Origin of the sequence: Bittarella sp. HCP28S3_D9, from assembly GCF_052065655.1 — a bacterium.
Classification (GTDB): Bacteria; Bacillota; Clostridia; order Oscillospirales; family Ruminococcaceae; genus Bittarella; species Bittarella massiliensis.
On sequence record NZ_JBQHTP010000001.1, the window covers coordinates 13,123 to 32,261 of the forward strand.

The following is a 19,139-nucleotide window of genomic DNA, read 5'->3' on the forward strand; positions in this document are numbered from 1 at the left end:
CGGACACACGCCGTTCTGCGCACCCACCAGGCCCCCGACGGCAGCTGGACGGCCGAAATTTTGGAGGATGTGGACAACAGCGCCGCCACCGTCACCGTGCTGACCGACCGCTTTTCCACCTACACCCTGGTCTACCGGGACGAGGCGGTCGCCCCCGGGCGCTGCACCGTCCGCTTTGCCGGCACCGGGCTGGCGGACACAGAGGTCGCCGCCGGCAGCCTGCTGCCCCAACCCGCAGATCCGGTGAAAGAGGGGTACCGCTTTGGCGGCTGGTACCAGGACGGGGGCTGTACCCTCCCCTGGGACTTTGCCGCCGACCGGGTGGAGGGGGATCTCACCCTCTACCCCCAGTGGATCCCCCTGGAAGGGACGCCGGGCGAGGGAGCGATCCCCGCCCCTTCGCCCGCTCCTACCCCTGCCGAGGGGCCGCCGGCCGAGACCGGCGACACCGGTCTCCCCCTGGCTGTGGGGGCGCTGGCCCTCCTCGCCGCGGGGGCGGTCGCCGTCTCCCGCGCCCGAAAGCGGCGGTAACCTCGCGCCCGATGGCGGGGCCCTTTTGCGGCCCCGCCATTTTTTCTGCCCCGCCGAATTTCTTCCCGCCAAACAGGAAGATTTTTGGGCCGGAACATGGTACACTGGGAGGCAGAGAGGGGGTGCGGCAGATGGACGACGAGGAGAGGTGGCGGGCGGTGCGGGACTGCGACCCCGCCTGGGACGGGCGCTTTTTCTACGGGGTGAAAACCACCGGCATCTACTGCCGGCCCTCCTGCCGCTCCCGCCTGCCCGGCCGACAGAACATCCGCTACTTTCCCAGCGCCCGGGCCGCCGAGGAGGCCGGTTACCGCCCCTGCAAGCGCTGCCGCCCCGACCTGGCCGCCTACCGGCCGGAGGAGGAGTTGGCGCGGGCCGCCGCCGGGTGGCTGGAGGAGCATCTCTCCCGGCCCGACGCGCTGCGCGCGCTGCCGGGGGCCCTGGGGGTAAACGGCGACCACCTGCGGGCCCTCTTTCGCCGCCAGCGGGGCGAGACCCCCGCCGCCTTTCTGGTCCGCCGCCGGGTGGAGGCGGCCTGCCGGGCCCTGAAAGAGGGGGACGCGCCCATTTTACAGGTCTCCCAGGCGGTGGGGTTTGCCAGCCTGTCGGCCTTTTACGCCGCCTTCCGGCGGCAGGTCGGACTGTCGCCGGGGCAGTACCGCCAAAACACGTTGTCAAAGGAGAGGTGTCTATGAAGACCATCTGTTGGAGAGAGAGCCCCATCGGCCCCCTGGGGGTGGGGGAGGAGGACGGCGCCATCACCCTGATCCTCTTTGCGGGGCAGCAGCCCCCCGAGGGCTACCGCGAGGGGGAGACCTCCCTGCTGCGGGAGGCCTGGGCGCAGTTGGAGCGCTATTTCGCAGGCGAGCTGCGGCAGTTCTCCCTTCCCCTGGCCCCGGCCGGGACCCCCTTTCAGCAGGCGGTCTGGCGGGCGCTGGAGGAGATCCCCTACGGCGAGACCCGCAGCTACGGGGAGATCGCCGGCCGGGTGGGCAGGCCCAAGGCCAGCCGGGCGGTGGGGGCGGCCAACCACCGCAACCCCATCCCCATCGTCATCCCCTGTCACCGGGTCATCGGCGCGGGGGGGACCCTCACCGGCTACGGCGGCGGGCTGGACAGAAAGAAGCTGCTGCTGGACTTGGAGCGGCAAAACCGCCCCCCAAAGGGCTGAACCGCCTGCCCTTGCCCTCCATTGCCCCCCCTCGCCCCCCCTCGCCCTGCTCGGCAAGCCCTCCCCCGCTGTGTAAACGCGCTGCCACTGCGCGGGAGGGGCGGCCTTTCCCCAAACAGCCAAACAGACAAAGGGACGGGCGCGGCTTTTACAAGTCGCGCCCGTCCCTTTATTTGTCTGCCCTTATGTGCTGGAAATGCTCCATGGCAACGGGGGGACGGAGGCCGGCTTATTGGGCCGGCGGTGGGCCATTCGGCCCAACAGAAGCGCCCATTTTTGCAGGCCCCTCCTGCGCTAGCTCTTCTCCAAGATCTTGCTGCCGAATTGCTCTATGAAATCCTTTGCGCTCTCCCAATCCTCTATTTCCACTTTGGTGATCCTCTCCAATGCCATGCAACAGATATACTCATACAGGCCCTGATGCGGGCTCTTGTACAGGATCAAGTACAGCGGTTTTGCCGCCGCGTTCCCCATCTCTAAAACTTCTTGAAACTGCTCGCTCTCCAACGTGTAGGTGTACCAACCGGCGCCAAAAGCAAATTCCGGGTCTTCTCTCTCCCTTTTCTCTATTTCGCCGGTCAGCTCCTGCAACAGAGCAGCCACCCGTTCCAAGACTGCCGTGTCCACCGCTTCCATCAGCTTTTCTTCGTCTACGCCATCTGCCAAAATCTCATTCCAAGTGATTTCAGTTGACTCGCTGCCGCTGTTTTCCCCTGGGCTGCTGCTGTTGCCCATATCCCCTATATTTCCGTTTTGACATCCTGTAAAATAGAATATCATTACGCCCAACAGTATAAATACCAATGCTTTTTTCACATATTTTTCCTCACCAAATGCCGACTGGGGGTCGTCTATTTCTCGTCGCCGTGCTTTTTTCGCTGTCCGACGATCGCCATGACGGCCGCAAAAAAGCACAGGGCCGCGGCGCCCCATGCCGCGGGATGCCCCATCAGCCCGGCCACACAAAAGCAGACCGCCACGATGAGCAGGACCCAATAAAATCCTTTCACACCTGTCTCCCCCTCCCACTGTTCCGGTGCGCCCTCTCTGCCTAAAAGGCACCCTTTTTTTCATGATACCTTGTAGACCTGTTTTTTTCAAGGCCATTTGGTGGGGCCGAGGGAACTTCGCTGTTGAGGCACCCGCCCGCGACAGGAACCGACAGCCCCTTCCCTTTACAAACCCGCAGGGCGATGGTATACTGATAAAAAGTACCCAATAGGGAGTTGTGCGGCAACGCGGGGAGGGCTCTCCGCGTTGCCTATCTCTAGTGAAGAACAAATAAAGGAGGTCACCGGGATGGCACAGGTGCAAACGGCGCTGAAATACCAGGGGAAACCCCTCGCCCGCTGCGGCGACGAGCTGTATTTCGGCAGCATGGACGATAAATACATCGTGTATATGCAGATCTTGAGCAAGCAGACCTACCAGGGCGAGGAGATGGCCGACAAGGTGCGGCTCTCCCTCATGCTCACCGACACCAACCTCTCCCCCATCGAGCGCATCATCAAGAGCAGCGAGAAGAAGGGGCTGTGGGGGGCGCTGGAAATCGCCAATATCTGGCTGGAGCGCGCGAACGCAGAAGAAAAGTAGATCGGGTATGCAAAAAGGCAGGGGACATCATCGTCCTCTGCCTTTTGTGCAACTATCTCCCCGACCAAACGGGAAGGAGTGTTCCATATGTCCCTGTTTCACTGCCATTTTTTCTCCAAGGTGCTGCAGACCCCCACCGAGCTGACCGTCTGCCTCCCCTCGCCCCCCGACTACGTCTGCAAGGAGACCCCCATCGACCAGCTCTACGCCCCGGTGCAGGACAGGCTGCCAGTGCTGACCCTGCTGCACGGCCTCTCGGGGGACTGCACCAGCTGGCTGCGCGAGTCCAGCGTCGAGCGCTACGCCGCCGAGGCGGGGGTGGCCCTCGTCATGCCCTCGGCCCAGAACAGCTTTTACAGCGACCTCTCCCCCGCCGGCCCCTACTTCACCTACATCGCCGAGGAGGTGCCCCGCTTCTGCCGCGCCGCCTTCGGCCTCTCCACCCGGCGGGAGCAAAATTTCATCGCCGGGCTCTCCATGGGCGGGTACGGGGCGGCCAAGCTGGCCCTCACCCTGCCCGAGCGCTACGCCGCCTTCGCCAGCCTCTCGGGGGCGCTGGACGCGGCGGCCCTGGCCGGCCAGTGGAAGGGCGACCCCGCCTTTGCCCAAGTTGCCGCCGCCTTTGGCGACCTCGACTCGGTGGCGGGGAGCGAGCACGACCTCTACGCCCTGGCCCGGGGGCTGGCCGAGAGTGACGCCCCCCTGCCCGCCGCCTATCTCTGCTGCGGCACCGAGGACTTTCTCTACCCCTACACCCCCGCCTTTGCCGACTTTCTGGGGGCCCTGGGCTTTGACGTGACCGAGGAGGAGGGGCCCGGCGTCCACGACTGGGCCTTCTGGGACGAGTTCATCCAAAAGGTGCTGGCCTGGCTGCCCCTCCCCCGGCTGTAGAGGGGGGCGCGAAGTGAACATCACCCGCCGCCAGGTGCTGGACGACCTGCGCTTTTTAAAGGTGCTGGCCCGCCAGTACCCCACCATCCAGTCGGCCTCTACCGAGATCATCAACCTGCAGGCCATCCTCAACCTGCCCAAGGGGACCGAGCACTTTATGAGCGACCTGCACGGGGAGTACGAGGCCTTTTTGCACATCATGGGCAACGCCTCCGGCGCCATCCGCGAAAAGGTGGATCTGCTCTACCAGAACACCCTCTCCCAGGCCCAGCGGGCGGCCCTGGCCACCCTCATCTACTACCCGGAACAAAAGCTCAAAGAGGTCAAAGAGGAGACCCCCCAGGAGGAGCTGGGCGAGTGGTACCGCCTCACCCTGGGGCGGCTGGTGGAGGTCTGCCGGCTGGTGGCCTCCAAGTACACCCGCTCCAAGGTGCGCAAGGCCCTGCCGCCCGATTTTGAGTACATCATCGACGAGCTGCTGCACACCACCTACGACGAGCGCAACAAGGGCCGCTACTACGAGAACATCATCGCCACCATCATTGAGATCGAGCGGGGGGACGCCTTCATCGCCGCCCTCTGCGGCACCATCAAGCGGCTGATCGTCGACCGGCTGCACATTGTGGGGGACATCTACGACCGGGGCCCCCGGGCCGACATCGTCATGGACTCGCTGATGGCCCACCACTGCGTGGACATCCAGTGGGGCAACCACGACGTCCTCTGGATGGGGGCCGCCGCCGGCAGCCGCACCTGCATCGCCAACGTCCTCAACAACTCCATCACCTACAACAACCTGGAGGTGGTGGAGAACGGCTACGGCATCAGCCTGCGGCCCCTGGCCCTCTTCGCCGCCGAGACCTACGGCGGCCGGGACATGGCCGCCTTCCTCCCCAAGGGGGAGGCCACCCGCGGCTACAGCCCCAAGGACATCCACCGGGTGGCCTGCATGCACAAGGCCATCGCCGTCATCCAGTTCAAGCTGGAGGGGCAGATCATCCTGCGCAACCCCGGCTTTTTGATGGGGGAGCGGATGCTGCTGCACAAGATCGACCGGGCGCGGGGCACCGTCCGCCTGGACGGGCGGGACGTCCCCCTCAAGGACACCGACTTCCCCACCGTCGACCCCGCCGACCCCTACGCCCTGAGCGAGGAGGAGGCCCGGGTGATGGAACAGCTGAAATTCTCCTTTTTGCAGAGCGAGAAGTTGCAGCGGCACGTCCGGTTCCTCTACGCCAAGGGCGGGCTCTACAAGTGCTTCAACGACAACCTGCTCCTCCACGGCTGCGTCCCCCTGCGGCCGGACGGCAGCTTCCTCCCCTTCTCCTGCGAGGGGGAGGAGCTCTCGGGCCGGGCCTTTCTCGACTACGCCGAGGGGTTGGCCCGCCAGGGCTACTACGCCCAGCCCCACTCCCCCCAGCGCCAGCAGGGGAAGGACTACCTCTGGTACCTGTGGTGCGGCAAGAACTCCCCCCTCTTTGGGCGGGAGCGCATCGCCACCTTCGAGCGGCTGCTCTGCGACGACGAGCGCACCTGGGAGGAGCCCAAGAACCCCTACTACCTCCTCTACGAGCGGCCGGACATCTGCGAGAAGATCCTGCGGGAATTCGGCCTGGGAGGGCCGGGCAGCCACATCGTCAACGGCCACGTGCCGGTGCGGACCAAGGACGGGGAGAACCCGGTCAAGGCCGGGGGGAAGCTCATCGTCATCGACGGCGGCTTCTGCCAGGCCTACCAGCCCAAGACCGGCATCGCCGGATACACCCTCATCTACAACTCCTACGGGCTGCGCATCGTCTCCCACAGCCCCTTTGAGGGGGTGAAGGAGGCCATCCGCCAGGACCGGGACATCCTCTCCACCACCGTCCTCACCCAGGCCACCGAGCACCGCATCCAGGTGGGGGAGACCGACGTGGGGCAGGAGATCCGCGAGAACATCGACGGCCTGCGCAAGCTGCTGGCCGCCTACCGGATGGGGCTCATCAAGCAGGACCACTCCCACTGAAATCCGCAGTCGGGACTGCCGATGGAGCGGGGGGACGCGGGGCCTTTCCCTGCGGGGGGCTGGGGGGCGGGATGCCCGCGCCGCCGGCAGGCCGGGAGCGGGGCGCGCGCCGTCCGCCCCCCAGCCCGGCCCTCCCTTTCCGCCTTCGCGGCCCCCTTTGGTGCCGGGAAAGCGATGCGGCTCCCCCGGCAACACGGGGGCGCGGACACCGCAAAAAAAGCGCTGTGAGAAACGGTTTCTCACAGCGCTTTCTCTTTTTATGTATCCGACTTCCCGCCCCCGGGCCGCCGCGCCCGCAGGGCCGCGGCCAGCCCCCAGAGGGAGGCCAGCGCCGAGACCAGACAGAGGACGAAGGGGACGGGGCTTGTGTAGAGGGGCAGGGTAAGGGGGGGCGGCAGGGGCAGCCAGCGGCAGTTGCACCAGAGGAAGAAAGCCGGCGACCAGCCCAAAAGGGGGAGCTGCACCCAGGCCCGCTCCCCCCGCAGCCGCCCGTAGCCCGTGGCCGCCAGCACCTGCAAAAAGGTGAGGGCCGCCGCCAGGGAGAGCCAGAGCAGCGTTCCCGCCACGGCGGCCCCATATCGCGCGCCCATGGTCTCGAGATAGGTCTGCTGCACCCGCTGCACCCCCCACACACTGCCCAGCAAGAGCAGGGGGCCGGCCAGCAAAAATAGCCGCCAAGCCGTCCGTTTCATCTCTTTTTCTCCTCTCTATCCTATAGGTGAAGGGCCCCTTCCAGCCGCCGGCGGAGGATCGCCCCCCTGGGGGCGGGCTCCTCGCAGCGCAGGGAGAAGGCCATGTGGGGGTGGATGGCCTCGCGGATGGGCTCCCCCGCGCCGTCGCGCAGGTCGGCCACCGGCAGGGCCAGCGGGGCCCGGCCGGGGAGGAGGAGTTCCAGCTCCTCCCCCTCCCGCAGCCGGTTTTTCATCCGGCACCAGAGGCGGCCGTCCGCCCAGCGCTCGGCCACCGCCGCCACCTGGCAGCTCTGCAGGTACTGCCCGCTCTCGGTGAACTGGCGGGGCTGGCCGAAGTAGAAGCCGGTGGTGTAGGGCCGGTGGCTCACCGCCTCGGTCTCCCCCACCAGCCAGTCGGGGCAGGGCTCGTCCGGCGCGGCGGCCCAGCGGTCGATGGCGATGCGGTAGGCGTTGGTGACGGTCGCCGCGTAGTAGACCGACTTGGCCCGCCCCTCGATCTTGAAGCTGCCCACCCCGGCGGCCGCCAGCGCGCCCAGGTGCTCGATCATCCGCAGGTCGCCGGCGTTGAGGAGGTAGCTCCCCTGGCCGGGGATCTCCCCGATCTCGTGGTAGACGCCGGGGGCGCTCTCCTCCTCCAGCCGGTAGCGCCAGCGGCAGGGCTGGGCGCAGTCCCCCCGGTTGGGGTCCCGGCCGGCCAGGTACTGGGAGAGGAGGCACCGCCCGGACACCGACATGCACATGGCCCCGTGGACAAAGGCCTCCAGTTCCAGCTGGGGCGGGGTCTCCCGGCGGATGGAGGCGATCTCCTCCAGCGAGAGCTCCCGGGCCAGCACCACCCGGCTGGCCCCCATTTTATAGAGGGCGGTGGCGGTGGCCGCGTTGACCACCCCCAGCTGGGTGGAGACGTGCAGCGCCACCTGGGGCGCCGCCTGCCGGGCGGCCTCCATCACCCCCAGGTCGGCGATGATGAAGGCGTCCACCCCGGCCTCCGCCACCTCGGCCAGAAAGGCGGGCAGGGCGGCCAGCTCCCCCTGCCGGGGGAGGGTGTTGCAGGTCAGGTAGACCTTGACCCCCTTTTGGTGGGCCAGGGCCACCGCCCGCCGCAGCCCGTCGGGGGAGAAGTTCTCCGGCCCGGCCCGCATGCCAAAGCGCTGGCCGCCCAGGTAGACGGCGTCCGCCCCGTAGAGGAGGGCGACCTCCAGCCGCTCCTCATCCCCGGCGGGGGCCAGCAGTTCCGGTTTTTTCAGCACCGCCTACTTCCCCCGGGTCGCGTCGGCCTGGGCCACGTTCTTCTCGTGCTCGGGGAAGGTCTTGGCGTAGAGGTAGTTGTTGTCGGCGTCGGTGACAAAGTAGTAGTAGTCGTGGCTGGCCGGCCAGAGGGCGGCTTCCAGGGCGGCCTTGCCCGGGCAGGCCACCGGGCCGATGGGCAGGCCGGTGACCGTGTAGGTGTTGTAGGCCTCCGACTGCTCCTCGGTGTAGGGGATGCCGTAGGCGTCATAGGCCCGCAAAAAGACGATGGTCACGTCCGACTGGAGCATGGGCAGGCTGCTGCCGGCGGCCATCCGGTTGTGAAACACCCCGGAGACCTGCTTCATGTCCTCGTTGGTGAAGGACTCCTTCTGGATGATGGAGGCCAGGGTCACCGTCTCCTCCAAGCTCATCCCCAACTCGTCCATCCGCGCCCGCATCTCGGCGGTGATCTGGCTGTCGAAGTGGGCGAGCATGGTCTGGGCCACGGCGGCCGGGTCGCTCCCCTTTTCAAACTGGTAGGTGTCGGGGAAGCAGTAGCCCTCCATCTTCAAGATCTTCAGGGGGGAGTCGCTCACCTCTGCCTCGAAAGAGCCCTCGAACTGGCCGGTCTGCAGGGCCTGCAAAAAGGCGTCCCCCTTGCAGACCCCCGCCTCTTCCAGGGCGGCGGCGATCTGGGGCAGGCTGTACCCCTCGGGGATGGTGACGGTGGCCACGTTCTCGTTGATCGCCGCCTGCTGGAGGGCGGCGATGACGTCCTTGTAGGCCGCCTTTTTGGGCAGCTCGTGGTTGCCGAACTGGTAGGTGCCGTCGCCCCCACTCAACTTGGAGTAGAGGCGAAAGAGGGTCTTGCTGCCGATGACCCCCTCCTCCTTGAGGGCCGAGGCGATGGCCGCCGTCGAGGCCCCCTTCTCCACCGTCACCGTCACCAGTTGGCTGTCGTCGCCCCCCCAGCCGCCGATCTCCGACGCGGCGTAGAGGCCCAGCCCCCCGGCAATGAGCAGCAGCGCTGCCAGGACGATTGCCACGATCAGCAGGGTCTTTTTCTTCTTTCCGGCGGTTTGCTTGTTCAGGTGTTCCATGCGCTTTCTCCTATCGGGCGGCTATCGCTTTGCCGCGTACTCTCCCCTCTCGGTGAGGAGGATGTCCACCGGCTGATCCCAGGGATCAACCTCGATCTCGTCCAGCAGGCAGGCCTCGTAGCACAGGCCGACCTTGAGCCCGGGGTAGTTCTTCAGGTATCGGTCGTAGTAGCCCCCGCCGTAGCCCACCCGGTGGCCCCGGCGGTCAAAGGCCAGCCCGGGCACCAGGATGGGCAGCGCCATCCGCTTGTCCAACACGGTGGAGCCGGTGGGTTCCAGGATGCCGTAGGGGCCTTTGGCCAGCTGCCGCGACCCCTCAAAGCGGACCATCCGCATCTTCCCCGCGGGGCTGGTCTGGGGCAGGTAGACCCGCTTTCCCTCGGCCAACAGCCGGCGCATGATCCGCCGGGTGTCCACCTCCTGCGGGAGGGAGTAGTAGAGGGCTGCGCCCCGTTCGTCCCCGCCCGCCCCCTCGAAAAAGCCCCGGGCAATGGCGGTGTCCATCTTGTTTTTGGGCCCGGGCCGCAGCCCCTGGCGGTAACTGCGGGCTCTCTCCCTGGCCTCCTTTTTCGAGACCGCCTTCTCGGCCATTTAAATCGCCATAGAGGCCTTGACCGCCTCCATGGCCTCTCTGCCGCAGAGCTGTTCCACCAGCGCCAGGCCGAATTCCACCGCCACCCCGGCGCCCCGGCCGGTGGTGAAGCGGCCGTCCCGGCAGACGGCCTCGCCGGTGCAGACGGCCTTTCCCAACTGGTCCTGAAAACCGGGGTTGGCGGTGGCCCGGCGGCCGTCCAGCAGCCCCCGGTGCCCCAGGATGGAGGGGGCGGCGCAGATGGCGGCGATGGGGATCTCCCGCTCCAGGCAGAAGTCGATCGCCCCCTGCACCACCGGGCTCTTCTCCAAATTGAGGGTGCCGGGCAGCCCGCCGGGGAGGACGATCATCTCCAGCTCCGCCCCCGGCGCAAATTCGCTGTCGGCCAGGTCGCAGCGCACCGTCACCCCGTGGGAGCTGGTGATCTCCCGGCCGCCGATGCCCACGGTCCGCACCTCTTTCTTGGCGCGCCGCAGGGCGTCCACCGGGGCCAGGGCCTCGGTCTGTTCAAATCCCTCTGCCAAAAATACTGCTATCATCGCGCGAAACCTCCATTCTCGCCCCCTCAAAGGGGGCGTTTCCCCGCCGGTCAGTCGTAGAGGAGACCGGCGTAACAGCTCTCTGTTTTTGCCCCCAACAGCCAGTCGGGGGCGCTGGGCGCCGGCCGCAGTTGGGCAAAGCGCCCGACCTCCCCCCGGCCGGCAAAGAGGGGGGAGAAGACCGGCAGCGCCAGCCGGGCCCGGGCGGCCCCCGTCTGGGCGAACAGGGCGGCGAGGGCGGCAAGGGCGCTCCCGTCGTCGGGGGCGGCCAGCTCCTTGACGACCAGCTCCTCCCCGTCTCTCTGGTAGAGCAGGTGCCCGCCGGCAAAGCCCAGGGCGTCGCCCCCCCAGAAGCGGCAGTCGGCCACCGCGTGGCGAAGGCCCGCCGGGCCGTGGGCCAGGTAGCCGCCGGCCAGAAAGGCCGCCTCCCGGCTGTCTGCCAGCGCCTCTGGCGAGAGGGGGGGCAGGGGGCAGCCCGCCCCCACGGCGCACTCGCCCCGCGCCACCGTCAGCCGCCGCAGGCCGCCCCACTCCCGGTAGCCGCGGGCCCCGTAGAAGGAGAAGAGGGAGGGCTCCCCCGGCACCAGGGCGATGCCCGCCCGCCCGCCGGTCTCCCGGCGGTAGACCTCCTCCAGCATCCGGGACATGATCCCCTCCCCCTGCCGCTGGGGCAGGGTGGCCGCCGCGTAGAGGTACCAGAGGGGGACCCGCTCGCTGCCCCGGCGGTACTCCACCGGCAGCAGGAAGAGGGCGGCGGCGGGGCCCGCCTCGTCCTGCCAGAGGTAGGGGCGGCAGCTCTCCCGCCAGGTTTGCCAAAAGAGGCGGACGTACTCCTCCCCGTCGCCAAAGCCCGCCCGCCAGATCGCACAGAGGGACGCGAAGTCCCCCGGCCCCGCCAGGCGGAGCATCAGTCCGCCACCCGGGCGATGAACTTCTCCACCATGCACTCGGGGTGGTAGGAGAGCTTGGCCTTGCGCAGCCCCTCCTCGCCCAGGTCCTCCTCCCGGTTGATGTAGGTGTAGCCCCCGCAGAGGTTGCGGGCGAACTCCCGGTTGATGATGGGGTAGGCCCCCCGGTAGTCGGAGAAGGCCTTCTCCACGTGCACGTCCACCATGGTGTCGTTGAGGGCGTGGCCGAAGCTGTAGGCCACCACCCGGTCGTCCACCCGGATCAGCCCGCCGAAGAGGCCCAGCTCGTCCCAGTGGGCAAAGGCCTTTTTCACCGCGCAGTACTCGATCTGCAGGCTCTCGCTCTGGGTGCAGCCGTTTTCGCGGCACCACTCCTCGTTCATGGCCAGGCAGTCGGCCATGTTGTCCTCGTCGATGATCTCAAAACGCCAGTTGTAATTTTGCTCGAAGTAGGAGATGTGGTTGCGCTTGGAGTGGTACTTCTTCCCCGAGAGGGTGGCCAACTTCTCCTGTAAGTAGACGTAGTCGTAGAAGTCCCGGTTGTACTCCAACCGCACCCGGTCGCCGAAATGGCCGGTGAGCAGCGCCGCCTGTTTGGGGCCCGCGCCGCTGATGACCAGCTGTTTGCCGAGGGCGTCGGCGTCGGCCTTGCAGGCCGCGTACCACACCCCCACGTCCACCGCGCCGGCGGGGAACATGTAGTTGACCGTCTCCCCCTCCACACTGCGGGCGAGAAACATCCCCTCGTACTCGGTGAACTGGATGCCGTACCCCTCCCACCACATGAACATGTTGCTGAAGGTGTACTCATCGCTGGTGTACTGGCTCTGGTCCAGCAGGGGCTGGACCCATTTTCGGTCTTCGATCTCCGGCGTTTTAAATGACAACATACAATTTTTAACTCCTTTTTTGGTCACAGGGCGGCCTCGACCGCGCCGCGCAGCTCTTCGCCGATCTCCTCCACCGGGCGGGGAACGCCCCCCCGGGCGCAGTCGATGACCGTCCACCCCAGCTTCTGGCAGCAGTAGAGGGCGGCCTGGCGGCAGTGGTTCAGGTAGGCCAGGTCCTGTTCGTGGATGTCCTTCTCGCCGCTGGCGGCGTAGCGCTTGTCCATCAGCTTCTGCGAGGCCTCGGGCGGCATGTCCAGGTAGAAGACCGCCGCCGGGCGGGGGATGCCCAACTTGCCGAACTCAAAGTCGTAGAGCCAGTCGAGAAAGCCGTCCCACTCCCCCCGCGAGAGCTTGGCCGTCTGGTGGACGGCGTTGGAGGTGGTGTAGCGGTCGCAGAGGATCAAGCTCCCGGCCAGATAGGCCTCCCGCCAGTCCTGGCGAAAGCTGGCGTAGCGGTCCACGGCGAAAAAGGTGGAGGCGGCGTAGGCGTTGACGTCCTCCGGCTTTTGGCCGTAGCTGCCGTGCAGGTACTCGGTCAGGGCCCCGGCGGCCGGGTCCCCGTACCGGGGGAAGGAGAGCTTTCGCACCGCTCGCCCCTCCCCCTGCAGCCGCCGGGTCAAAAGCTCCGTCTGGGTGCCCTTGCCGCTGCCGTCGAGCCCTTCGATGACAAACAGTTTGCCGCTCACCGGCAAGACCTCCTCACAGTTTTTCCAATTTGGCGAAATTCGCCATGATCTTCTTCACCCCGGCGCCCTCAAAGGCGATCTCCAGCAGGGTGTCGCCCCCCATGGGGGTGGTGCGCAGCACCCGACCCCGGCCGAACACCTTGTGGGAGACCAGGTCGTCGGCCTGGTAGGTATTGCCGCCCCCGGCTGCGGCGGGGCGGCCGGTCTGCCCCCCCAGCCCCAGGTTGTTCTGGGCCCGGAAGTGGCCCACCTGCTTGGCGGCGCCCCCGCCGAAGAGGCCGCTGGGCAGTTCCTCCGCCCCCTCGTGCTCCACATACTCCTCGGGGATCTCCTGCAAAAAGCGGCTGGGCTGGTTGCGCTGGGTCTGGCCGAAGAGCATCCGCTGCCGGGTGTGCAGCAGGTAGAGATTCTCCTTGGCGCGGGTGATGCCCACATAGCACAGCCGGCGCTCCTCCTCCAGCTCCTCGGGGGAGTAGAGGGACTGCCGCCCGGGGAAGATGCCGTCCTCCATCCCGGCGATGAAGACGTTGGGGAACTCCAGCCCCTTGGCGGCGTGCATGGTCATCAGCACCACGCTGTCGGCCTCCCGGTCGAAGTTGTCGATGTCGGTGATGAGGGCGATCTCCTCCAAAAACTCCTGCAAGCTGGGCTCCTCGGCGGTCTGCTCGTAGCGGACCACGTTGGAGACGAACTCCTCGATGTTCTCCAGCCGGGTCTCCCCCTCAAAGCCCTGGGCCCGCAGGGAGGCGGCGTAGCCGGTCTCCTCCAAAAGGCGCAGGGTCAGCTCCGACATCTTCTCGCTCTCCCTGGCGGCGATCAGCTCGTCCATCACCTGGGTAAAGGCGGCGATGGCCTTTTTCTTGCCGGAGAGGGCGGGGTAGCTCTCCGCCTCCCGCAGCACCTCGTAGAGGCTGAGGCCCAGCCCGGCGGCGATCTGCTCGGCCTTGGCCACGGTGGCCTCGCCGATGCCCCGCTTGGGCTCGTTGATGATCCGCTTGAGGCGGATGGCGTCGGAGGGGTTGTTGAGGACGCTCAGATAGGCCACCAGGTCCCGGATCTCCTTGCGGTCGTAAAAGCGCAGGCCGCCGATTATTTTATAGGGTACCCCCGCCCTGGCGAAATATTTTTCAATGGCGTTGGACTGGGCGTTCATCCGGTAGAGGATGGCGTGGTCGCCGTAGCGGTATCGCCCCTCGGAGACGTTTTTCACCACCGTGTCGCCGATGAACTCGGCCTCGCCGAACTCGTCCCGGGCGGTGTAGTCGATGATCTTTGCCCCGTCGCCCTTGTCGGTCCAGAGGTTTTTGCCCTTGCGGGCGGTGTTGTTGGCGATGACGCTGTTGGCCGCGTCGAGGATGTTCTGGGTGGAGCGGTAGTTCTGCTCCAGCCGGATCACCTCGGCCCCGGGGAAGGTGCCCTCAAAGTTGAGGATGTTCTCGATGGTGGCGCCCCGGAACTTGTAGATGGACTGGTCGTCGTCCCCCACCACGCAGAGGTTTTGGTGCCCCCTGGCCAGCATGCTCACCAGCTCAAACTGCACCCGGTTGGTGTCCTGGTACTCGTCCACCAGTATGTAGCGGTAGCGCTGCTGGTAGTACTCCAGCACGTCGGGGTTTTGCTGGAACAGCCGCACCGTGTGGTAGATGATGTCGTCAAAGTCCACGGCGTTGGCCCGCTTGAGGGCGTCCTGGTAGCGCTTGTACACCTGGGCGGTGACGCGGAGCTTGTAGTCGGGGTGCTCCTGCGCGGCGTACTCCTCCCAGTCCACCATGCTGTCCTTGAGGCGGCCCAGGTTGTGCAGCATCGCCTTGGGGGGGAACATCTTGTCGTCGACCTGCATCTCCTTTAAGATGGTCTTGAGCAGCCGCAGGGCGTCGTCCTGGTCGTAGATGGTGAAGTTGGAGGTAAAGCCCAGCCGGTCGATGCCCCGGCGCAGGATCCGCACGCAGGCCGAGTGGAAGGTGCTGGCCTGGATGTCGCTGGCCTCCTCCCCGATCATGGCGATCAGCCGGTCTTTGAGCTCGCCGGCGGCCTTGTTGGTAAAGGTGATGGCGAGGATGTTCCAGGGCCGGGGGGCGTTCACCGAGAGCTTGCGGAAGGTCTCGGCGGGGATCTCGTCCCCGTTTTGGATGGCGCTCTCCAGGTTGAGGATGTCCTCCTCGGTGGGGGTGCCGTAGACCTTGTCGCTGTGGTAGGCCTGGCCGAAGGCCACCAGGTTGGCCACCCGGTTGACCAGCACGGTGGTCTTGCCGCTGCCGGCGCCGGCCAGGATCAGGATGGGGCCCTCGGTGGTGAGGGCGGCCCTCTTCTGCATCTCGTTGAGACCCCGGAAGCGGTAGTCGATATACTGCTTGCGCAGGGTCAAAAATTGGGACTGGTAGTCTGTCATAAAAATCTCCTTGCGGGTGTGATGGGAAGGCGCGCCGGCGCCGCCGGAAGGGGGCGGGGCGCGGGGCGGCCGCCGCCGATGGGGGGCCGCGTTTTCTCCCCTATTGTACCACATCTCCCCATCCAATAAAAGAAAAAGCGCCGATTTTCAGCCCGCAAATTGGATGTCTCGCCTCTTCTTTCGACGGCGTGGACAGATGGCGAAATTGGTCGTATAATAGAAAAAAAGGGCGGTTTGTCGTTTCTGTCTCTGGGTTGGCCGCCCGCTGAAAAGGGGTGTGTTTCACCGTGAAAAGGGAAAGTCTCATACAGCTGATCTTGGCGGTGCTGGTGCTGGTCCTCTCCGCCCTCTGCCTGGCGCGGGTGCTGGCCATGGACCTGTGGATGCCGGTGATCTTGGGGCTGTTGAGCGTCATCAGCTTTGTGGCCGGGTGGCGCGCGGTGAAGGAGAAAAAGACCTTTTTGGTGGTGGTCTTTTACCTGTGCGGGCTGTTTGCCCTGGGGGTGGCCCTGGTCGCGGTGTCCATGCGGTAAAGGCCCTTTCCTCCCTCCCCCCTTGGATCGGCCAGAGCGAAACCGCGAGAAAGAGCGCCCGAAGCACAAGGCTTCGGGCGCTCTTTTTAGGTGAATGTAGAGGAAATCGCCGCAAAATGGCTATTTGCAGATGTTGATGAGGACACCGGCCGCGACTGCCGAGCCGATGACGCCGGCCACGTTGGGGCCCATGGCGTGCATCAGCAGGAAGTTGGCGGGGTTCTCTTTCTGGCCGACCTTCTGGGAGACGCGGGCGGCCATGGGCACAGCCGAGACACCGGCCGAGCCGATGAGGGGGTTGATCTTGCCCTTGCTCAGGACGTACATCAGCTTGCCCAGCAGCACGCCGCAGGCGGTGCCGACACAGAAGGCGATGAGGCCCAGGGCGATGATCTTGAGGGTCTTGGGGTCGAGGAACCGCTCGGCCGTGGCGGTGGCGCCAACGGTGACCCCCAGGAAGATGGTGATGATGTTCATCAGCTCGTTCTGGGCGGTCTTGGCCAGGCGCTCGACCACGCCGCTCTCGCGCATCAGGTTGCCCAGCATCAGCATGCCGACCAGCGGGGCGGCATCCGGCACCAGGAAGGAGACGATGAGGGTGACCATGATGGGGAAGACGATCTTCTCGATCTTCGAGACCGGACGCAGGGTCTCCATCACCACCGCGCGCTCTTTCTTGGTGGTGAGCAGCTTCATGATGGGCGGCTGGATGATGGGGACCAGGGCCATGTAGGAGTAGGCCGCGATGGCGATGGCGCCCAACAGGTCAGGGGCCAGCTTGCTGGTGACGAAGATGGCGGTCGGGCCGTCCGCGCCGCCAATGATGCCGATGGAGCCGGCCTCCTGCGGGGTAAAGCCCAGCAGGGTGGCGCCGATGAAGGTGAAGAAGATACCGCCCTGGGCGGCAGCGCCCAACAGGAAGCTCTTGGGGTTGGCGATGAGGGGGCCAAAGTCGGTCATACAGCCAATGCCCAGGAAGATGAGCGGCGGGTAGATGCCCAGTTTCACGCCCTGATAGAGGTAGTAGATCAGGCTGCCGGCCATCTCCTTGCCGGTCACTGGGTCTATGTAGGGGGCCGCGTAGGAGTTGAGGTTGGCGACCGGGATGTTGGCAAGCAGCATGCCGAAGGCGATGGGGAGCAGCAACAGCGGCTCGAACCCGCGGCCGATGGCCAGATAGATCAGCACACAGGCAATGGCGATCATGACCAGGTTCTGCCAACTGCAGTTGGCAAAGCCGGACGACGTGAGGATGCCGCCAATGGCGTCCAAAGCTTGTTGAATCATGGCTTCATTTCCTTTCTGTTTCGGTTACGGGATTTAAAAGGGGCGGGTGTTTTCCACAATGCCGGCGGCGCCCCAGGCGGGACGGGTCTGCTTTTTGCGCTTGATGCTGCGCACGGCAAAGGGCTTGCCGCCCATCATGCTGGCAACTGCGGCGGAAATGGCTGCCACGACCTCACCCGGGATGCCGGCGGTGGCGTTTGCCACCGGAGCGGGCGCCTTGGGGGCGGGAGCGGCGGGCTTGGCCTCGGTTTTGGGGGCGGCGGGCTGCTTCGGCTTGGTGAAGCTGCTCAACAGTTTGCCCATCAGCCAGATGCAGAAGGTCAAAAAGATGAGGGCCGCAAAAACCACAGCCATGCCGGTAATGGTGACCAGAATTGCAAAGTCCATATCGCGATCTCCTTTTCTATATTCATTTTGTGAAAATTCCAATCGAATACATTATACCCCAAGGGCCTGTCTATTTCAATTCGGAGTGAACAATTTTTTAACAAATGGCTGCTGATTTTTTAACGGCGAAATTGTCTTTGTTTTGTCAAACTCGTCCAACTCCCCTCCCCCCTTTCCGCCGGGCGGGCTGCGATTGCCTTTTTGCGCAAAATGTGATAGGGTGAAGTCGTCAAAACCGTCTGTGTTAGGAGGGACCCCGCTATGGACACATCTTCCGCCGTCAATCTGCCGGAAATCCCCCAGGGCCTCACCCTGGAGGGGGTCTGGAACTGGTTTTTGGGCATGCTGCCCTCGCTGGCCAAAGCCGCCCTTATCCTATTGGTGGGCTATATCGCCATCAAGGTGATCCTGCGGCTGGTGGACCGGGTGGTCAAGCGCCGCAACCTCTCCCCCAGCGCCTACAAGTTTTTCTCCTCCGTCCTCAAAATCGTCCTCTGGTTCCTGGTGCTCTTCACCGCCGGCAGCTCCCTGGGCATCGAACTGTCGAGCTTTTTGGCCATCTTCAGCGTGGCCGGCATCGCCGTCTCCCTGGCGGTGAAGGACAGCCTGACCGATGTGGCCGGAGGGCTGCAGATCCTCATCACCAAGCCCTTTGGGGTGGGGGACTTTGTCGATCTCGACGGCACCTCGGGCACGGTGCTGGAGATCGGGGTGGTCTACACCAAGCTGCTGACCATCGACAACCGGGGCATCTACATCCCCAACGGCCAGGTGACCAGCTCCAAAATCATCAACGCCTCCAGCGAGGAGAGCCGCCGCCTGGATCTGGTGGTCCCCATCCCCTACGAGGCCGACTTTGAGCGGGCCATCGAGCTGCTCAAGGGGATCGTCTACGCCCACCCGGACAGCTACAAAGAGCCCGCCCCCCTGATCCGGCTGTCGGAGTTTGGGGACAGCGCCCTGGAGATCGCCGTGCGGGTCTGGACCGAACCGGCGAAGGTCTTCCCCCTGAAATACGACCTGCTCGAGGAGATCAAGCGCACCTTCGACAGAGAGGGCATCCCCATCGCCTACCCCCACTTGGATGTGACACTGGTCAAATAGGAGGACAAGCCGCTTTTTATGGCCGCCTCGACGCGCTGGACAGCGCCGGGGCGGCTTTTTGTCGCCCCAGACAGAGGGCCATTTTCGCCGCTGCGCTTCCCCCGCCAATGCGAGCCCTTGCAAGCAATGGCCTTTTGGAGAAAACAGAGAGAAAGGATCTGCGTTCAGTTCAATGCAGTGCGAATGGCAAGCGCACAGGGATTTCCCGGCAGGTCCGCACTGACAAAATAGGGGAAAAATGGAGAAAAAAGATGGGCGGCAAAAGAAATTGCGAGAAGATTGACAAGGGTCTGTACAAAAGATATAGTAAAAGGGCAAACAGGTATTCGCTTTTATACAAGTTTGCTGTCGCACCCGTGCGGGTGCGGGGATTGAAATATTGGAACCGTAGTCATTTTGGGCGCAGTGTACAGTCGCACCCTGTGCGGGCGCGGGGATTGAAATGAGTGGTGGGTTCGGTGCAAGAAATGTAGTGCTCAAGTCGCACCCTGTGCGGGGGCGTGGGTTGAAATTCGGACAGCCCCTCGAAAAACGGGAAGAAGCTGTGGTCGCACCTCATGTGGGTGCGTGGATTGAAATTGGGCAGACACAGCGGTCAGTCTCGTCGAAGC

Annotated in this window: 21 protein-coding genes; 8 read left to right on the forward strand and 13 right to left on the reverse strand. The window is 65.3% G+C overall.

Going from position 1 to position 19,139, the window contains the following annotated elements; genetic code table 11:
- Positions 1-69 precede the first annotated feature (69 nt).
- From ACTNAU_RS00070 to ACTNAU_RS00080, 3 genes are all read left to right on the forward strand, one after another.
- On the forward strand, positions 70-531 hold the full coding sequence (locus ACTNAU_RS00070) for an InlB B-repeat-containing protein (RefSeq protein ID WP_441097312.1): 462 nt from the start codon (positions 70-72) through the stop codon (positions 529-531).
- Between the two features lie 131 nt (positions 532-662).
- Positions 663-1,226, forward strand: a complete 564-nt coding sequence (locus ACTNAU_RS00075; RefSeq protein ID WP_256136231.1) for a bifunctional transcriptional activator/DNA repair enzyme AdaA — start codon at positions 663-665, stop codon at positions 1,224-1,226.
- On the forward strand, positions 1,223-1,702 hold the full coding sequence (locus ACTNAU_RS00080) for a methylated-DNA--[protein]-cysteine S-methyltransferase (RefSeq protein WP_441097157.1): 480 nt from the start codon (positions 1,223-1,225) through the stop codon (positions 1,700-1,702). The genes ACTNAU_RS00075 and ACTNAU_RS00080 overlap by 4 nt, the downstream gene beginning before the upstream one ends.
- Positions 1,703-1,996: 294 nt before the next feature.
- On the opposite strand, the gene ACTNAU_RS00085 is transcribed toward ACTNAU_RS00080, so the two are convergent.
- Positions 1,997-2,518, reverse strand: coding sequence for a hypothetical protein (locus tag ACTNAU_RS00085; protein ID WP_441097158.1), 522 nt, complete (start codon positions 2,516-2,518; stop codon positions 1,997-1,999).
- 35 nt (positions 2,519-2,553) lie between these two features.
- Positions 2,554-2,712 (reverse strand): hypothetical protein, encoded by a 159-nt coding sequence (locus ACTNAU_RS00090; protein ID WP_185916577.1) that lies wholly within the window; start codon positions 2,710-2,712, stop codon positions 2,554-2,556.
- Between the two features lie 289 nt (positions 2,713-3,001).
- Here ACTNAU_RS00090 and ACTNAU_RS00095 point away from each other — a divergent pair, with 289 nt between their 5' ends.
- From ACTNAU_RS00095 to ACTNAU_RS00105, 3 genes are all read left to right on the forward strand, one after another.
- Positions 3,002-3,295 carry a hypothetical protein gene (locus ACTNAU_RS00095; protein WP_021660709.1) on the forward strand — a complete coding sequence of 98 codons (294 nt, stop codon included), beginning with the start codon at positions 3,002-3,004 and terminating at the stop codon, positions 3,293-3,295.
- A gap of 87 nt (positions 3,296-3,382) precedes the next feature.
- Positions 3,383-4,186, forward strand: a complete 804-nt coding sequence (locus tag ACTNAU_RS00100) for an alpha/beta hydrolase (protein WP_441097159.1) — start codon at positions 3,383-3,385, stop codon at positions 4,184-4,186.
- 13 nt (positions 4,187-4,199) lie between these two features.
- Positions 4,200-6,191, forward strand: a complete 1,992-nt coding sequence (locus tag ACTNAU_RS00105) for a fructose-1,6-bisphosphatase (protein ID WP_441097160.1) — start codon at positions 4,200-4,202, stop codon at positions 6,189-6,191.
- A 257-nt stretch (positions 6,192-6,448) separates the two neighbouring features.
- On the opposite strand, the gene ACTNAU_RS00110 is transcribed toward ACTNAU_RS00105, so the two are convergent.
- The 9 genes from ACTNAU_RS00110 to ACTNAU_RS00150 are packed head-to-tail and all read right to left on the reverse strand — an operon-like array spanning position 6,449 to position 15,217.
- Positions 6,449-6,883 (reverse strand): hypothetical protein, encoded by a 435-nt coding sequence (locus ACTNAU_RS00110; protein WP_441097161.1) that lies wholly within the window; start codon positions 6,881-6,883, stop codon positions 6,449-6,451.
- A 20-nt stretch (positions 6,884-6,903) separates the two neighbouring features.
- On the reverse strand, positions 6,904-8,133 hold the full coding sequence (locus ACTNAU_RS00115) for a peptidase U32 family protein (protein ID WP_441097162.1): 1,230 nt from the start codon (positions 8,131-8,133) through the stop codon (positions 6,904-6,906).
- Positions 8,134-8,136: 3 nt separating this feature from the next.
- Complete coding sequence (mltG, locus tag ACTNAU_RS00120) at positions 8,137-9,213, reverse strand: endolytic transglycosylase MltG (RefSeq protein WP_441097163.1); 1,077 nt, start codon at positions 9,211-9,213, stop codon at positions 8,137-8,139.
- A 21-nt stretch (positions 9,214-9,234) separates the two neighbouring features.
- Positions 9,235-9,804 carry a 5-formyltetrahydrofolate cyclo-ligase gene (locus ACTNAU_RS00125; RefSeq protein WP_185916572.1) on the reverse strand — a complete coding sequence of 190 codons (570 nt, stop codon included), beginning with the start codon at positions 9,802-9,804 and terminating at the stop codon, positions 9,235-9,237.
- A complete protein-coding gene (locus ACTNAU_RS00130; protein ID WP_441097164.1) occupies positions 9,805-10,344 on the reverse strand; it encodes a DJ-1 family glyoxalase III in 540 nt (179 codons plus the stop codon).
- A 50-nt stretch (positions 10,345-10,394) separates the two neighbouring features.
- Entirely contained in the window at positions 10,395-11,252 is an 858-nt protein-coding gene (locus ACTNAU_RS00135) for a GNAT family N-acetyltransferase (protein ID WP_441097165.1), read from the reverse strand.
- Positions 11,252-12,142 (reverse strand): DUF2156 domain-containing protein, encoded by an 891-nt coding sequence (locus tag ACTNAU_RS00140; RefSeq protein WP_185916569.1) that lies wholly within the window; start codon positions 12,140-12,142, stop codon positions 11,252-11,254. The genes ACTNAU_RS00135 and ACTNAU_RS00140 overlap by 1 nt, the downstream gene beginning before the upstream one ends.
- 23 nt (positions 12,143-12,165) lie before the next feature.
- Positions 12,166-12,828 carry a dTMP kinase gene (locus ACTNAU_RS00145; protein WP_441097166.1) on the reverse strand — a complete coding sequence of 221 codons (663 nt, stop codon included), beginning with the start codon at positions 12,826-12,828 and terminating at the stop codon, positions 12,166-12,168.
- Between the two features lie 13 nt (positions 12,829-12,841).
- The gene (locus ACTNAU_RS00150) at positions 12,842-15,217 is read right to left on the reverse strand and encodes an ATP-dependent helicase (RefSeq protein WP_441097167.1); all 2,376 of its coding nucleotides are present in this window, start codon (positions 15,215-15,217) and stop codon (positions 12,842-12,844) included.
- Between the two features lie 287 nt (positions 15,218-15,504).
- Between ACTNAU_RS00150 and ACTNAU_RS00155 the strand changes: the two genes are divergently transcribed.
- The gene (locus ACTNAU_RS00155) at positions 15,505-15,750 is read left to right on the forward strand and encodes a hypothetical protein (RefSeq protein WP_185916566.1); all 246 of its coding nucleotides are present in this window, start codon (positions 15,505-15,507) and stop codon (positions 15,748-15,750) included.
- Between the two features lie 120 nt (positions 15,751-15,870).
- Here the strand turns inward: ACTNAU_RS00155 and ACTNAU_RS00160 are convergent, their stop codons facing one another.
- Complete coding sequence (locus tag ACTNAU_RS00160; RefSeq protein ID WP_207721352.1) at positions 15,871-17,037, reverse strand: sodium ion-translocating decarboxylase subunit beta; 1,167 nt, start codon at positions 17,035-17,037, stop codon at positions 15,871-15,873.
- Between the two features lie 33 nt (positions 17,038-17,070).
- On the reverse strand, positions 17,071-17,424 hold the full coding sequence (locus ACTNAU_RS00165) for an OadG family protein (RefSeq protein WP_185916565.1): 354 nt from the start codon (positions 17,422-17,424) through the stop codon (positions 17,071-17,073).
- Between the two features lie 261 nt (positions 17,425-17,685).
- On the opposite strand from ACTNAU_RS00165, the gene ACTNAU_RS00170 reads away from it, so the two are divergent.
- Positions 17,686-18,528 (forward strand): mechanosensitive ion channel family protein, encoded by an 843-nt coding sequence (locus tag ACTNAU_RS00170; RefSeq protein ID WP_185916564.1) that lies wholly within the window; start codon positions 17,686-17,688, stop codon positions 18,526-18,528.
- The last annotated feature ends 611 nt before the right edge of the window (positions 18,529-19,139 follow it).